Below are 14,704 nucleotides of genomic sequence, written 5' to 3'. Positions count from 1 at the left end.
CGGCCTGCTCACCGCGCCATTCACCGGGCCATTCACCGGGCCACTCGCCGCGGCGCACGTCACGACCGAACCGGACACCGCCGCGCGAGGCGACAGCGCCGACACCACCGCCCGCTGGGTCGGCGGCGCCGGGCTCGCCGTCGGAGCGCTCGGCCTCGGCACCCTGCTGCGCACCCGAGGAGGCGAAGGATGACCGCGCACACCCGACCCGAACGGCGCCTGCGCCGACCGGCCCGCCTGCTGCTCGTGACGCTCGTCGCAGTGCTGGCCGGGCTCGGCGGCGCAGGAACCGCCGCCGCGCACAACACCCTCGTCGACAGCAACCCCGCGAACGGGGCGCAGCTGCGCAGCGGCCCCGACGAAGCGCGGCTCGTCTACGACCAGCCCGTGCGCGAGGGGTACAACACCGTCAACGTCACCGGCCCGAACGGCGACCACTGGGCCGGCGGCGAAGTGCGCGTGCAGGGCAACCAGGTGACCATCCCCCTGCGGGAACTCGGCCCGGCCGGGGACTACGCGGTCAGCTACCGGGTGCTGTCCAACGACGGGCACCCGGTGACCGGAAAGATCACCTTCCGGCTCACCCAGGAGCAGGGCGGCACCCCGGCGCCCCCGCCGGAGAACACCGCGGACCGCGGCGAAAACGGCGGCGGCACGCCCGTGTGGCCGTGGATCGCGGGCGTCGCCGTGCTCGTGGTGGTCGGGATGGGGCTCGCCCTGCGTCTCGGCCGCACCAAGGAGTAGGAAGGGGAAGCCTTATCAATGGTTTTGCGGGCGGGTGGTTGGGGAGGAACCTCCTGCACGTCCCAGCTGCCCCGACCGCCCGCCCCGGGCAGCGGAACACCGCGGCAGCCGCGGGCGAGCACGCGCGTCGAACTCGGGTGCGAATTCGGTCGCGCCGAAGACGCGGCCTTCGACCTGCGATTTTTCCGCTGAGCGAAAACGCGTGCCGGTCATCGCCGAGCGGTGCACGTGCGGCGGTGAATCGCAGTCGGCACCCCTGCAAGCCCCGCCGGTGAACGGATCAGCACGAGCGGTACGGCGACCACGAGGTCTCCAGGTCCCCCGCGCGCATCGAGCGCAACCGGTGCCGCAGCTGCTCGGCGATCCGCGGGTTGCCGCGCAGCACCGGCAGCGCGCTCGCCGTGATCTTCAACTCGCGCAGCGCGCGCAGCAGCGGGAACTCCGGCCGAGCCGTGACATCGGCACCGTAGGAGGCCGCGAAACGCCGGTACCGCTCCGGCGGATGCCCCATGCGCAGGCGCCCCACGGCCAGCGGGATCATGTCCCACTCCGGCGGGCCCGCGCACATCGAATCGAGGTCGCACAGCACCGGCCCGCGCGGACCGAGGATGACGTTGCCCAGGTGCGCATCCCCGTGCACCGCCGCGCGGGAGAGCCGCACCCGGTGCTCCGAGAGCCGGTTGCGCAGCGATTCGCACCGGTGCAGCAGGAACGTGCGGTCATCGGCCGAGAGCTCCTCGGCGTCGGCGACCTTGCGCCGCACGTCGGAGACCGGGTCCCACTCGGGCAGCTCCGGTGCGGCCGGGACGGCGTGCAGCTGCCGCAGCAGGGAACCGAGGTGCTCCGCGGTCGGCTCGGCCACCTCGGGAACCGCCCGCCACAGCGTCGCGACGTAACCGCCCGCCACCACGGGCTGCGGCACGTCCGGCAGCAGGCGCACCGCGGGCACGTCGTTCTCCGCGAGCCAGCGGGCCGCCAGCACGACCCTGCGCGCCCGGTGCGCGAGCGACGGCGCCAGCACGATGCGGACGACGACATCGTGCCTGCGCAACCGGAAGACCGCGTTGTTGACGAGCCTGAGCAGCCGGGCACCGCGGGGGTCCAGCCCCGCCTGCGCGCACACCTGCGCGAGAGCGATCGACAGCCGGGCGCGCGAGTAGCGGTTCCGCGTCACCGGCCGCGCTGGGGACGTCCCGGTACCACCGCCCCCGGCGGAGACGGTCCTTCCGTCGGACCCGGGACGGGTCTTGGAAATCATGTGCTCCAAACCGACATCCGGCGGTGCGTCGGACGCGACGTGCTGGTCCCGTTCAGCTCCGGAACCGCTGCACCTCTTCCGCGAAGTCGCGGGCGTCCGCGTTCATGCGGTGCTTGGTGGCCTCCACCTGCAGCGGCTTCAGCCGGTCGGCCACCCGTTGCGATTTCACCTGCTCACCAACCTGCAGCGCCCGGCGTCCGATCTTGATCCCTTCCTGCAGATCACCCGCGCGGATGTGGTTGGTGGCCTGCATGCCCAGCCCGAAGGTGTGCGAGCGCTGCATGTCCGAGCCGTACATGGAGTTGGCCTTCATGGTGTGCGCGACGGCGATCGGCGCGTGCTTCTTCGGGTCGAACACCGCCAGCGCGTCCTGCGCCGAACCGATCATGCAGTGCAGGTCGTGCTCGTCGAAGAAGCGGACCCAGTCGGGAGCTTCGGCGAGGTTGGCGCGGGCGAACTCGTCCTTGGTGCGCCCGAGCATCTCCTGCACCTGGTTCGGCCTGTTCAGCATGCCGTAGGCCCACGCCTCGTTGGCGCACAGCACCGCGACCGTGAGCGGGGAACCGGAGTCCTGCGCGGCGAGCTGTCCGAGCTGGAACAGCTTCAGCGCCTCGTTCGGTTCGTGGTAGTGCAGGTAAACCCGGCCCATCCGGTAGAGGATGCCGGCGGCCAGGCTGTCGTCGCTCGCCTGCTTGGCGAATTCCAGCGCCTTCCCGAAGTGCCCGCGTGCGGGGTCCAGCAGGCCCGTGTCGAACGAGGTCCACCCGGCGAGGCTGTGCATGTCGGCCAGCGCCCGGAACAGCTGCATCCGGACCTTGTCGGCCGCGCTCGTCTCCAACAACTGCTGCGCCCAGGACAGCTGGGCGACCACCGCATCGCGGCAGGTTCCGCCGCCATAGCGGTAGTCCAGGTCGCGCAACGCCTTCGTCGCCGCCTGGATCTGCTGCACGTCGGTCATGCCGATGCGGGACGGAGCGGGCGTCTGCGCGTAGACAGGCGTCCAGTTGGCGCTCTCCGTTCCGAACACGGCCGCACCCATGGTGACGGCCGCGGCATGGGACAGGAAGTTCCGCCGCTTCACCGACTCGTCCTCCTCAACCTGGGAGTCGCTGGTGGTAGCGACCCGCCCGACCATCGCCCCTTCGTAGGCGAGGCCCATGTAGCCCCGGGGAATCCCCAACCCGTCGGCGATCCGCGCGAGCACGTCGTAGGCGATGACCTGCCGGCCCTTGAGAATCTCCGACACCTCGGACTGCGACTGCCCCGTGGAGGCCGCGATCTGCCGCTGCGAGACCCCGTGTCGACGCAGTTGCCGGTAGATCGCGCTGACGTCCCGACTCGCCAGTGCCTCTCGCATGGGGCGGCTGTCCCAGACCTCCGGTGTAACGGGCGAGCCGCCGGTGCCGATACTGCTCATTACGGGCCCCCTCACGCTCAACGGGCGTCAGTCGCAGGGTAAGGGCACTCCAGCAAAGCGGTGAAGTGCACTTCGGTCGGGGTGATCGGCAGCGGTGAACTCCGCCGACCGCTCGTCGTCGCGGTCCGTCCGGTTATCGCCTCCGGGCTAGGCGAACCGCGACGCACTGTTCCAATCTAGTCACCACGGGAACACCCCGTGCGGCACCGATCCCGCCGAGGCGGGAAGGGCCGCGGCAGAACGAGCAGCGGACCACGCAGCGCAGAACACCGCGGTATCGCACGCAGTTGCACTGCACGCGGGGACCGCGGACGGAACTCACGAGCGAGGAGAACTGGAGGGATGCGCGGCACCCACACCCCGTGACCCCACACCCCGTTACCCCACGCCCTGTGACACGGCGCCGGACGGGTTCCCCGACCCGCGCGGACGCCGCCGAGGTGGCACGGAGCCGAGGTGGCACGGAGCCGACCTCGCAGGAGCACGACCAGACAACAGCGACCCCGGCCGGTTGGCCCGGTGGCGGGGAACGGACCGTCCACATCGCACTTGCACACCCCGAAGCTGTGGCGCGGTCGCGATTCCCCCGGAAAGCCGGGACGAGACGACGAGGACACGAGCAACCGGACGCGGAAAAGCCCGACAACCCCGAATCCCCGACGAACGAGCGCCCGACGAACGAGCGGCTGCCCCGGCCGTCGTTCCCCCCGAAGGCGACACCCCGAACAACACCCCGACCCCGAACGACCGCCCCCGAGCGGATATCGCAGCGAACGAGCGGAGCGTTCCGCCACCGGCGGTGGAGCGCTCCGCGCCCCCGATCCGAACCGAAACGCGAAAAACCGGACGCGTACCGCGTCCCCGGCCTCCGCGGGCCGGTGCTGCCGCACTCCCCTCCCCCGACCGGCACTGGTCCGCGGACTCCACCCCTCCGGTCTCGCGACCCCGGACGGCACCGGAGACGGCAGGTCCCTGGTGGGCGGGGCGCCTCGCAACCCCGAGCGAGGTGCCGCCGCACCAGGGACCTGCTGCAGGTTTCACCTGCGGTACCGGTTGACCGCAGGCTCATCCGCGGCGCAGGCGCACCCTGGCGGCGAAGTCCTCGTCCAACCGCATCCCGCCCGCCGGCTCGTCCGCACGCGGCGAAGGCACGGGCGTGCTCAACACGTCCGACTCCTCGAATCGGGTGCGCTGGGCCGGAGCCATCATCCACGGTTGCCGCGGCCCCAGCAGGGGGGAGTACACGGGCACGAAACCCCGGTCGAACAGCGAAATCGCGAAGTCGACCGCCACCCGGCCGCGGTCGTCCACCACGCCGGTCCCCTGCCACGGCAGCACACCGGACCCGCCGAGGTAGGTGAACCCCAGGCAGCCCTCACGGCCGGCCGTGACCGTCAGGCGGACCCGGTTCGGGAACATCCGCTCGTAACCGAACTCCTCGTCCACCTGCAGCGTGGCCAGGTAACCCAGCACGGTCTGCCACGCCCGGCGCAGCACCTCGGCGCGCGCCGCGCGCACGCGCGAGGACACCGACGGATCGGTCAGGTTGTACACATCGGCGTAGACGGCGGTGGACCAGCTGATCCGGTCCGCACCCGGCGGCACGACCACGGGCACGGAATACACCAGGGACATGAACATCTCGCGGAACAGGTCGGCGATGCGCGGTTCGAAGCCCCCGATCCCGCCGGCGACCGCCTGCACCCGGTCCAATGTGCGCAGCGGATTGTCCGTGATGTCGAACCCCCGCAGCGCCTCGGCCAGCCACGTGCGGTACCGGGAGATCCGCGCCGCCCGCTCCGCGGGAAGACCGGGCCCCAATCGGTCCGCCGCCACCGCGTCGATCTCCTCCACCGCGGTGCATTCGGTGATGCCGACCAGGTCGATGTACTCCTGGAGTTTGCGCCGGTAGGACTCGGTGATCGCGTAGGGGCGGGTGCGGAAGTGCCGCCCGTCGGTGAGGATGTTGAACCGCACCCCGGCCGGGTGCACGGCGGAAACGGCCTGCGACAGCTCGCGCAGCCGGGCCAGCGCGCCGAGCTCGGCCATGTCCGGCAGCGGCCCGAGCGCTTTGAGCCGGTTCAGGCACTGCTTGACCGGGAACCCGAACAGGACCACCTCGATCGGTTCCTCCGCGCGCACCAACGGTTCGACGTCGGCGCGCAGGTGCTGCACGCGGTAGTTCGACCGGGAGCCCTTGAGGAACTGCTTGCGGGTGAGGACGTGGTGCAGCGCGCGCAACCGCCGTTCGGCGCGTTCCGCCGGGTCGGCGGACTCCGCGGGGGCGAACTTTGCCAGCGCGGTGCGCGCGGTGCGCGCTGCGCAGCGGTCCACTTCGGTCACGATGCGCCGCACCAGCAGCCGGGATTCGTGCTCGTCCAGCCGCACCGCCCACTGCTGCGCCAACCGGTTGCGCCGCAGCGCGCCGACCTGCAACTCCTCCAGCGAGTGCGTGTTGGACAGCCGCGCCGGTGCCACCGCGGCCGGTGGTCGCGGGGTCGTTTCGAACGTGGCGACGACCCGGCCGGTGTCCGGCAGCGACTGCCCCGCGAGCCGTTCGCCCGCCAGTCCGGGCACTTCCACGGCCACCGGTTGCGCCGCGGGGAACTCCTTGACCACGGCCATCCGGTTCGCCTGCCGGCAGTCGAACACCGCGAGCACCTCGGAGTCGCCCTGTTCGCGCAGCTTCTGCATCCGCAGCTCGTCTCCCGGCCCGGTGCAGTCGTCCGGCAGGAACAGCAGCGTGCTGTCCGGGACCCCGGCGGCGGCGAGCACGTCCTCGACCGCGCGGCGGCAGCGTTCGCGGCGCTCGGTGGAGAACACCACGTGCCCGCCCGCATCCCGCACGTCCCACACGAAGCGGGCGAGCCCGGCGTTGACCGCGTCCGCACCGGTGCGGTCCCGGCTGCGGGCGTGGAACGCGCGGCGGAACTCCGCGTACACGGCCCACCAGTCCACTTCCGGGTAGCGGCGGGCGAGTCCGCTGCGTTCGAGGAAGGGCGGCCAGGTGGACCCGGCGTGGGTGGGCAGCAGCGGCAGGGCGTCCGGGCCGGCCAGTTCCACGATGCCCTCGGCCGCGCCGGGACGCGGTCCGGACACCGCGCGGACCGCTTCGCGGATGCGGCGCAGCGGCACCAGCCCGCACAGGTCCAGGTCGACGACCACGGCCGGGCGCGGCAGCCGCGAGTTCCACCGTCGCGCTCGGGTGCGCTCCTGGACCCGGTTGAGCACGGTCTTGAGCACCGCGTCCTGCTCGGCGGGAACGGCGTGGGCGATGTCGTGCAGCGGTTCCGCACGGCGCAGCAGCTCCGCCGTGCGCGGCTCGAGGTAGCGCAGCTCCTCGCCGCGGATGCGTTCGGCGCTGCGCCGCACCTGCTCCGCCTGACCGTGGCAGGCGGCGAAGCCGGCGCACAGCGCGTCCAGGGCGGAGTTCAGCGCGCGCACCGCGCAGGTGACCTCCGGCTGGTGCGGCGGCAGGCTCATCGGTTCGTAGTCGGCGAGCACGATCCGCCCGGTGGCCTGCAGTTCGGGGGAGAGCTCGAAGCCGATGTCGGGTGCGTGCGCGCCGAGCAGCCCGATGCGGTGGGTGTCCAGGCCGAGCCGGAAGGACCGCAGCAGCGGGCGGATGAAGTGCTCGAGGAAGTACGGCAGCACGGGTTCGCGGCGCTCGAACCGGTTCGCGAGCACGTGCCGCAGCAGCGCGGGCTCGCCGTCCGAGTCGGCGCGCAACAACGCGGACAGCGTGCAGCGCACCGTTCCCGCCGGGTACTGCGGATGTCGCGGTGCAGGTTCGGGCACGCGCGCCAGCGCGGCCCGGCCGGTGCCCGTGTCCACCACGGCGGCCGGCGCCGGTTCGGCGGCGCAGTGCATGCGCAGCATCGGGTCCTCGGCGATGGCGCGGGTGATGCGGGACCAGCCACGCAGCTGCCGGCGCACCTCGGCCCGGCCGAACGCGCCCGTCGAGCTGCGACCGAGCAGGCGGATCGCGCGATTGTTGCGCAGCAGCGTCCCCCCGCAGGCGGTCTCGCCGGCACCGGGGAAGTGCACGCCGCCGTCGGGGGCGTTCAGCGCGAGCGCGCAGCTGCGGGACAGCGCCTGGTCGTCGGCGGTGAGCACGTCGGCGCGACCGGGCGGGAGGTTCTGCGGAACCGCGTCCGGTGGCTCCGCGGCGTGCAGTGCGCACATCAGGCGGTACAGCCAGGTGGCATCGCGCAGGCGCCGGGTGCGGCGCAGCCGGATGAGCGTGCGGTACAGGTCGGCCCAGCGGGGCTCGGCGCCCAGCGGGATCCCGGTTCCGGCGCCGCGCCCGACGAGGACGAGGCTTCCACCGCGGCGGGACACGCGCAGCCGGTACCCGCCGTCGCTGAGCACGGCGTTGGCCTCGGTCGCCGTGAGCGATTCCCACGGTGCGGCGGCGGTGGTTCGCGCGGCCGGCGCAGCGCCGGCAGGCACGTCGATCCGGCTGCGGGCTGCGGACGGTGCGTCGGTGCGGACGTGGCCGGACACGGAGGTCAGGTACCGGCGGTGCCCGGTACCGCCCGCTGCTGGGGCGCCGCCGGCTGGTGCGGTGTTCGCCGGAGCCGCGAGGCACTCCGCGGCGCAGTGCCCGCACCGCCGCCGAGGTGCACTGCAGGGTGGCAACGACAGCACTCCGAAGGCCCCCTCGTCACTGCTCGCACGCCCACCGCCGGTTGACCCGTGCTGCGGAACACGTCGGCCGCGTTCGGCGACTTCGCGCGGGACCGAGCGGCTCGCCGGGCTGATCCGTTCAGCCGAGCGGGGTCTCGAGGAAGCCACCGCGGGGGTGCGCCCTCCGGTGCTGCGGCGTTCGGCGGATGCACCCCCGCCGATCGCGCGATTCGTCGCGTCCCGTCGCACCGCTCGTCGAGCGCTCGTCGACACGTGACAACCGCGCGTTCACCCACGATGACCTTTCTCACTGAGCACACCGATCTGTCTCACGCTAGTTAGTGACCATGTGCTCTGGCAACATGACGGACCGCATATGCGCGAGGCGTAACGCTGTCGGTCCGATGAACGACGGGATAGCTCTTCCCGGTGGAATGACCGACACACCGTGCGACTTCGGTGATTTGCCAACCGCAAGCACCACCACCTGGCGAACCAGCCGTGCTCATCCCTTCGGACCACATCGTTTCCGGCATGTCACATATCCCTGGCAGCTTGATCACCGAGAGACTCGACCCCGTCGCAGCGACGGACCGCCCGAGCGTCCCGTTCGTCCGCCCGGTCCGCTCGTTCCGGCGCTGACCGTTCCTGCACCGCACCGCGGAACGCACCTGCACCGCGATCCGCACAACGACCGAGGAGAGATCCGTGCCCGCCGAAGTGGCTCCACTGCGCCGCAAGCCGGTGCAACAGCGCAGCGCGCAACGCGTGGAGAAGATGCTGTCCGCCTGCGCGGAACTCATCGAGGAAGTGGGCTACGACGGGGTGACCACCACGCTGATCGCCGAACGAGCCGGCGTCGCCGTGGGGTCGCTGTACCAGTTCTTCCCTGACAAGCGCGCCGTTGCGCAAGAACTCACCCGGCGCAACGTGGACCGGTTCGTGGAAACCCTGTCGCAGCACTTCGCCGAACTCGAGATCATGCACTGGTGGGACGGGGTGGATGCCGTGTTCGACGTCTACCTCACGATGCACCGCGAAGTCCCCGCCTTCAGCCAGCTGCACTTCGGCGATGTCATCGACCCGCGCCTGCTCGACTCGAGCAAGGACAACAACGTCGTGATCGCCGAAAAGCTGACCGCCCTGCTGACCGAGACGTTCGGCTTCGACCCCTCGCACGTGCGCACCCCGATCGTCGTCGCGGTCGAAGCCGCCGACGCAGTGCTGCGCCTGGCCTTCCGCCGCACGCCCGAAGGCGACGACATGCTCGTCACAGAGGCCAAGGAACTCGTGCGCGGCTACCTCGCCGACCGCATCCCCCACCCGTCCGGAGCCGCGCAACCGTCCCGGCCCCGCACCGACGAGGACGCGCAGGCCCCGCCGAACGCCCCCACCGCGTCGGAGGCCCCCGCATCCCCGGAGAGCGCCGCATCACCGGAGAGCGCCGCATCACCGGAGAGCGCCGCATCACCGGAGAGCGCGGCATCACCGGAGAGCGCGGCATCACCGGAGGACACCGCAGGACCGGAGGGCATCACGGGGCCGAGCGGAATCGACGACGCGGGCGACACCTCCGCCCGGCCGGTGGAGATGCCCGCCGGGCGCGGCTGAGCACTGCTACCGCGACCCGCTAGGAAGTGTTTCAATGTGGTTTGCGTAGCGAGGCCGGTGGCGGAACCTCAGCGCTTCCCTGGACTGCGGGTGCCCCTCCTCATGTAGCCACCTACACAGCGTCGGGACCGTCCTCGCCAGGAAAACGCTGAGAACCCGCGGGCACTGTCGTTGCTCGGATGACGACAGAACAAGCGGCTGCACCGCTTATAAAACAGGCTCTACCGCGACCGCACGCTCGGCGCATGCACCGCGGTCTCCCCGCGGGGCGGGGAAGGCCGCAGGAGGTGTTCGGCCGCGGTCAGCGCGCCACAGCGGCGCGCAAGGCCTCGACGATCGGTGTGTCACCGTTGATGACCTCCAGCGCCTTGCGCACCGAACGCCGCTCGTCCAGCACGGCGGCCACGCTCGCGGCGACATCGGCACGCGTCACGTCCCCGCGCGCCACGGAGACCGCCAACTCCACCAGCCCGGTCGGCTCGTCGTCGGTGAGCCTGCCGGGACGCAGGATCGTCCAGTCCAGCTGCCTGCTGCGCAGATCGGCCTCGGCCTCCCGCTTCGCGTCCAGGTAGGCGCCGAACACCTCCCCCACGTCCGGCGGGTTCGGCCGCGTCGTCCCCATCGCGCTAATCTGCACGAAGCGGGCGACACCGGCGTTCTCGCAGGCCTCGGCCAGCAGCACCGAACCGGCACGATCCAAGGTGTCCTTGCGCGCAGCACCACTGCCGGGGCCCGCGCCGGCGGCGAACACCGCCGCATCCACACCGGACAGTTCACCTGCCAGCGTGCTGGCGTCGGTGTCCTCCAGATCCACCACGCGGGGCTGCGCCCCGTCCGCGGTCACATCGGCCACGTGGTCCGGGTTCCGGACCAATCCCGTCACTTCGTCCCCGCGCTGCACCAACCGCTCGGTCAGGTGCCGCGCGATCTGTCCGTGCGCTCCGGCGATCGCGACTCGCATGGCCTCCACCGTATCCAACGGAGCTCAGCGGCGAACGGTGTCGCGACGAGCGGAGCGTCGCAGCGCCGGGGCCGCCGAACCGCCGGCCACGGCTGCCGTGATCATGCCTGCTGGGCCGGCTCGGTCAGCTTGACGAGCTGGTCGTAAACGACCTCGTTGATCCACCGGGACACCGCGGTGTGCTCCATCGGCGGTTCGTCGTGCCAGCACCGGCCGGCGAGCTCGGTGCGCACCGCGTCACCGTCCACACTCACCACCGCGACGCCCGCTTGCCGCGCGCGGAACAGGCACTTCTCCACGAATCCCCGCTCGGCGGCGACGCTCTGCGACACGACCATCGCCGTGTCCGCGTAGCGCGCGAACGGCGCGGCAGCGGTCAGCGCGCTGCGCCAGTGCCGCGCGGGCGCCAGCACACCGGTCAACCGCACCGCGGCCGGCGGAACACGCCCCGCCATCTCCGGCCACACCCACGTGGCCACCTCGCTGCGGTCCAGCACGGGGACGCTCCCCAAGCACAACCGCTCGGCGTGCGCCTCGGGAACGAGTTCGGCGACCGGGACCACGTACCTCCCCAACAGGCGCGTGGGGTGCAGCACGGTCCCCGACCATCCCAGGTCGCGCGCCACCGTCTCGGCCACGCTGCCGACGGTGCTCGCCGTTTCGAAGGGCGCGCGGGCCTGCGGCGCGCAAGGTCGCGGCGTGTCGGTTTCGGCCGCGGCGCGTCCGGTCATTCCGGTCACGGCTCTGTGCCTCCCTTTTGCTTGCCGGGGTCCCCGCGCGGTCGGCCGTCGCGGATGTGCGCAGGGCTCGACCTGACTTAAACACCTCGGCACCCGCACCGGGCGGGCTTGGGCGGCGCGTTGCGACCGACGGCACGCGGTCGTCGGTGGCCGGTCGGTGAGCGGTCACGAGTTTTCGGCCCCGCCATGCGGCCATTCAGGTGACCCGATCGACGGGGCGACCGCGGCGTCCGAGCAGCGGGAAATCCCCGCCGCACCACCGCCGAAGAGGCAGCACCACTGCTGCAGAAACCGGCACCGCCCCGAAGCGGCCGCACCTGCTCACCGCGGGACCGCGTCCACTTCGAGCTGGTCCTGCTCCAACCGCTGGCGAATCGACTCGGCCGCCGGGAGCAGCGGTTTGACCAATTTCGGCACGTCGGCACGGGCGCTGTGCGCGACCACGCCGAGCGCCGCCACGACACCGCCGCCCTGGTAGACGGGCACGGCCACCGAGCAGTTCCCCAGCGTCATCTCCTCCTGGCACTGGGCGAAGCCGCGTTGCCGCACCGAACGCAGTTCGCGGGTCAACCGCCCGGGCTCGGTGATCGTGAACGAGGTGTGCCGCGACAGCCCCTGCGCGCAGCACTGCTGCAGCACCGCGCTCGAGCAGTGCGCCAGCAGCACCTTGCCGACGCCCGTGGCGTGCAGCGGTAGCCGGCCGCCGGTGCGGGAGACGATCGGCACCGCGCGGGGCGCGCTCAGCTTCTCCACGTAGATCGCCGAGAGCCCGTCGCGCACGGCCAGGTGCACGTTGTGCCGGGTGCTCTCGCACAGTTCCTGCAAGTAGGGCATGGACAGTTCGCGCAGCCGGCTGTTGACCGGGGCGAGCAGCCCGATCTCCCACAGTCGCAGGCCGATCGTGTACTGCCCCTGCTCGTCCCGCTGCAGCGCGCCCCACAGCTCCAGTTCGCGCACCAAGCGGTGCGCGGTGGCCAACGGGATCGAGGCGCGGCGCGCGATGTCGGTGAGCGTGAGCCGGGAGTGCTCCATGTCGAAGGCCGTCAACACGCTGAGCGCACGTGCGGTCACCGAACGCCCGGGGTCGCGACTGTTTCCCGCCATCGCCGTCCTCCCTGCGGTTCCTGCGGTGGAATGTGCATCACCCCAGCACAGGTGAGCGCCCCGGCCAAGAGGTCGCAACGGAACTGTTCACCCGGCTTCGCAAACCGCACCGGCTGCCGGGCGCACGGGCGGAGACCACCACCCGTACGTCCGGCAGCCCGTACGTCCTGCAGCCGGTACGTCCGGCAGCGCGCAACCCGGTACGTCTCCGGGCGGAGACCGAGGCGGGCGGGGCGCGGAGCGAGCGGGGGACGGTCCGGACGAAGCACCCGGATCATCCTCCGGCGCCTGCGGGAGCGGTGTCGCTCACAGTCGCTCGCGGAGTGATGTTCACCTCCGCGGCACACCGCTCCCGCGCGGGGCAACTGCGGGAAACGGGCACAGCACGGACTTGCGGACACCGGCGTGGAGCGCGGACACGAAAAACCCCTCGGCCGTGCCGAGGGGGTTTCGGTGGGCGAGGAGGGAGTTGAACCCTCACGTCCTTCCGGACACACGGACCTGAACCGTGCGCGTCTGCCATTCCGCCACTCGCCCGTGGCTGGAAAAAGCCTACCGGATGGCTTTTTCGGCGTACCGTGGGGGTGCTCAGTTTCCGGTCGGACCGGGAGCATTCCCGGGGAGCATTCGCAGGGAGCAGCTCCCCGCGGCAGCTGTGGCAGAGTCTAGCAGTCGCCGCGGGCGGACCTCCCGGGGGGTGCACCTCCGGCGCGGAGGTGCGGACCGGGATGGGAACTGGGCAGTGTCAGCGCACGTTGACACGGATACGATGGTCGCCGGGAGTCGTACGCGTGGAGGGAGATGCCGTGGGCCTCGTGCAGCGCTTCGAGCGCCGACTCGAAGGCATCGTCGGTAATGGCTTCGCGCGTGTGTTCGGGGGGAAGGTCGTTCCCCAGGAGATCGCGCAGGCTCTGCAACGGGAAGCCGACCTGCAGGTGCGTGAGCTCGCTGGTGGTCGACTGCTCGCGTGTAACCACTATGTTGTGCAGTTGAGCCCATCGGATCACGATCGGCTCACGGAGGAGGAATACCGCGTAACCGACCTCCTCGCCGAGTGCGTGCAGGAGCATCTCACCGAACAGGGGTGGGACACATATGGTGACGTCGTAGTCTCCCTGGAGCGCTCTGAGACGCTGCACACGGGACAGTTCCGAATCAGCTCGACCGTCGACCCCGACGTGACTCGACGGCCGGCACAACCTCGTACCGCAGGAGACCGACCCATGAGCCAGCCACCAGGCCAGTATCCCCAGGGAGATCCGTACGCCCAAGGGCAGTACGGCTACGGCCAAGGGCAGGACCCCAACTACGGGTACGGGCAGCCCGGCTACGACCAGGGCTACGGGCAGCCGGGCTACGGCCAGCCAGGTTACGAACAGGGTTTCGACCCGGCGTACGGCCAGCCCGCAGGTTATGACCAGGGGTACGGCCAGCCCGGCTACGGCCAGCCGGGATACGGCCAACCCGGTTTCGACCAGGGTTACGGGCAGCCGGGATACGGACAGCCCGGCTTCGACCAGGGCTACGGACAACCCGGCTACGGCCAGCCCGGCTACGGGCAGCCGCCGTTCGACCCCGGCTACGGGCAGCCCGGCTACGGCCAGCAGCCCGGCTTCGACCAGGGTTACGGGCAGCCGGGATACGGACAGCCCGGCTTCGACCAGGGCTACGGACAACCCGGCTACGGGCAACCGGGCTACGGGCAGCAGCCCGGCTTCGATCCCGGCTACGGGCAGCCGAGCGCCTACGACCCCGGTTACGGGCAGCCGCCGTTCGACCCCGGCTACGGCCAGCCCGGCTACGGCCAGCCGCAACCGGGTGCCTACCCGGGATCCGGCGGATTCCCCGAGCAGCCGTACCCGCAGCAGCCCGGCGGTGCCTACCCGCCGAGCGGTCCCGGCGGGTACCCGCAGCAGCCCCCGGCGCCCCCACAGCAGCTCGCGGCGACGCTGCACCTCGACGACGGCTCGAACCGCTCGTACACGCTGCAGCACGGCTCGAACATCATCGGCCGCGGTCAGGAAGGGCAGTTCCGCCTTCCCGACACCGGCGTGTCCCGCAAGCACATCGAGGTCACCTGGGACGGTCAGAGCGCGATGCTCGCCGACCTGGGCTCCACGAACGGCACCACGGTGAACGGAACTCCGGTGCAGACCTGGCAGTTGGCCGACGGAGACGTGATCAGGGTCGGGCACTCCTCCCTGGTCTTCCGCTCGCAGCCGATGTGAGTTTCGGGCGGG

Annotated in this window: 8 protein-coding genes, 1 tRNA gene and 1 pseudogene; 3 read left to right on the top strand and 7 right to left on the bottom strand. The window is 71.5% G+C overall.

The features are described from left to right. Positions 1–189: 189 nt before the first annotated feature. On the top strand, positions 190–744 hold the full coding sequence (locus tag ACVGV2_RS00235; RefSeq protein ID WP_459164036.1) for a copper resistance CopC family protein: 555 nt from the start codon (positions 190–192) through the stop codon (positions 742–744). A gap of 280 nt (positions 745–1,024) precedes the next feature. Here the strand turns inward: ACVGV2_RS00235 and ACVGV2_RS00230 are convergent, their stop codons facing one another. The 3 genes from ACVGV2_RS00230 to ACVGV2_RS00220 form a co-directional block, all read right to left on the bottom strand. Further along, on the bottom strand, positions 1,025–2,002 hold the full coding sequence (locus ACVGV2_RS00230; protein WP_459164035.1) for a phosphotransferase enzyme family protein: 978 nt from the start codon (positions 2,000–2,002) through the stop codon (positions 1,025–1,027). A 52-nt stretch (positions 2,003–2,054) separates the two neighbouring features. Further along, positions 2,055–3,419, bottom strand: a complete 1,365-nt coding sequence (locus ACVGV2_RS00225; RefSeq protein ID WP_459164034.1) for a helix-turn-helix domain-containing protein — start codon at positions 3,417–3,419, stop codon at positions 2,055–2,057. A 1,065-nt stretch (positions 3,420–4,484) separates the two neighbouring features. Then, the gene (locus tag ACVGV2_RS00220; RefSeq protein ID WP_459164033.1) at positions 4,485–7,925 is read right to left on the bottom strand and encodes an L-tyrosine/L-tryptophan isonitrile synthase family protein; all 3,441 of its coding nucleotides are present in this window, start codon (positions 7,923–7,925) and stop codon (positions 4,485–4,487) included. A 900-nt stretch (positions 7,926–8,825) separates the two neighbouring features. On the opposite strand from ACVGV2_RS00220, the pseudogene ACVGV2_RS00215 reads away from it, so the two are divergent. Further along, positions 8,826–9,368, top strand: a pseudogene (locus ACVGV2_RS00215) (TetR family transcriptional regulator); the annotation flags it as partial. 592 nt (positions 9,369–9,960) lie between these two features. Here the strand turns inward: ACVGV2_RS00215 and ACVGV2_RS00210 are convergent. The 4 genes from ACVGV2_RS00210 to ACVGV2_RS00195 form a co-directional block, all read right to left on the bottom strand. Then, positions 9,961–10,620: an SDR family oxidoreductase gene (locus ACVGV2_RS00210; RefSeq protein WP_459164032.1), complete on the bottom strand. Its 660-nt coding sequence runs from the start codon at positions 10,618–10,620 to the stop codon at positions 9,961–9,963. A gap of 101 nt (positions 10,621–10,721) precedes the next feature. Next, complete coding sequence (locus ACVGV2_RS00205; protein ID WP_459166078.1) at positions 10,722–11,351, bottom strand: hypothetical protein; 630 nt, start codon at positions 11,349–11,351, stop codon at positions 10,722–10,724. 330 nt (positions 11,352–11,681) lie between these two features. Next, complete coding sequence (locus tag ACVGV2_RS00200) at positions 11,682–12,464, bottom strand: IclR family transcriptional regulator (RefSeq protein WP_459164031.1); 783 nt, start codon at positions 12,462–12,464, stop codon at positions 11,682–11,684. Between the two features lie 454 nt (positions 12,465–12,918). After that, positions 12,919–13,001, bottom strand: a tRNA-Leu gene (locus ACVGV2_RS00195). Between the two features lie 269 nt (positions 13,002–13,270). Here ACVGV2_RS00195 and ACVGV2_RS00190 point away from each other — a divergent pair. Further along, positions 13,271–14,692 (top strand): DUF3662 and FHA domain-containing protein, encoded by a 1,422-nt coding sequence (locus ACVGV2_RS00190; RefSeq protein WP_459164030.1) that lies wholly within the window; start codon positions 13,271–13,273, stop codon positions 14,690–14,692. Positions 14,693–14,704: the final 12 nt, after the last annotated feature.

It is taken from the genome of Bounagaea algeriensis, assembly GCF_054491375.1.
This window is presented reverse-complemented; position numbering and strand designations above follow the sequence as displayed.

Coding starts and splice junctions, on each gene's coding strand:
- ACVGV2_RS00235 (WP_459164036.1), top strand. CDS start 190: ATGACCGCGCACACCCGACCCGAACGGCGCCTGCGCCGACCGGCCCGC.
- ACVGV2_RS00230 (WP_459164035.1), bottom strand. CDS start 2,002: ATGATTTCCAAGACCCGTCCCGGGTCCGACGGAAGGACCGTCTCCGCC.
- ACVGV2_RS00225 (WP_459164034.1), bottom strand. CDS start 3,419: ATGAGCAGTATCGGCACCGGCGGCTCGCCCGTTACACCGGAGGTCTGG.
- ACVGV2_RS00210 (WP_459164032.1), bottom strand. CDS start 10,620: ATGCGAGTCGCGATCGCCGGAGCGCACGGACAGATCGCGCGGCACCTG.
- ACVGV2_RS00205 (WP_459166078.1), bottom strand. CDS start 11,351: ATGACCGGACGCGCCGCGGCCGAAACCGACACGCCGCGACCTTGCGCG.
- ACVGV2_RS00200 (WP_459164031.1), bottom strand. CDS start 12,464: ATGGCGGGAAACAGTCGCGACCCCGGGCGTTCGGTGACCGCACGTGCG.